Consider the following 781-nt stretch of genomic DNA (forward strand, 5'->3'; position numbering starts at 1 on the left):
TTGGCCGCGTCGGGCGGCAGGCGCGTGAGCGACGCGTAGACGCTCGCGTAGTCGGCCGGATGCGCAAGCGCCCATTGGCCCGCGCGGGCAAGCCGCGCCAGCACGTCCGCGAGCGCTGCGCGCTTCGCGCGATCGTCGAGCGTTTCGACCGGCGACGTGAGGAACGCCAGCCCGGAATTGATGCCGCTGCCGTCGCGGACGATGCGCGCGCCGCGCCGTACCGCATGCCCGTAGTACGGGTCGAACGTCGCCCAGATGCCGATCCGCTTCGCCTCGAACGCGGCGAACGCATCGACGGGCAACACGAAGCGCACGTCGACGTCACGCGGCGCGAGGCCGTGTTCGCGCAGCGCGCCATACAGCTGGTACTGCGAGATGCTGCCGCGCGCGGACGACACGACGACGGTTTGCCCTTTCAGGTCGGCGACGGTGCGGACCGGCGAATCGGGCTGCACGACGATGCCGAGCGACGCCGGCGAGCCGACGCGCGTCGCGACGATCCGCAACGACGGGTCGCCGAGCGCGGCCGTCAGCACCGGCAGGTCGCCCGCAGGAGCAAGATCGATCGCACCCGCGCGCTGCGCCTCGAACAGCGGCGCGGCACCCTGGAAGTTGGCCCAGCGGAACCGGTAACGCGTACCGTCGAGCACGTGCGCGGCTTCCGCGAGCGCGCGCAGGCCGCCGGCCTGGTCGCCGAGCACGAGCGTGACGCCCGACAGGAGACCGGCAGAGGGGCGGGGAGGGAAAAGGAGTGGGGAAACCGGAAGAACACGGCGGCGGC

At 72.5% G+C, this 781-nt stretch carries 1 protein-coding gene; it reads right to left on the reverse strand.

What is annotated here, in order from left to right:
- The coding region (locus G3N93_RS40725) for an ABC transporter substrate-binding protein (RefSeq protein ID WP_241026928.1) at positions 1-781 on the reverse strand (781 nt) is incomplete at both ends.

The sequence above is a fragment of the Burkholderia sp. Se-20378 genome, assembly GCF_017104665.1.
GTDB lineage: Bacteria > Pseudomonadota > Gammaproteobacteria > Burkholderiales > Burkholderiaceae > Burkholderia > Burkholderia lata.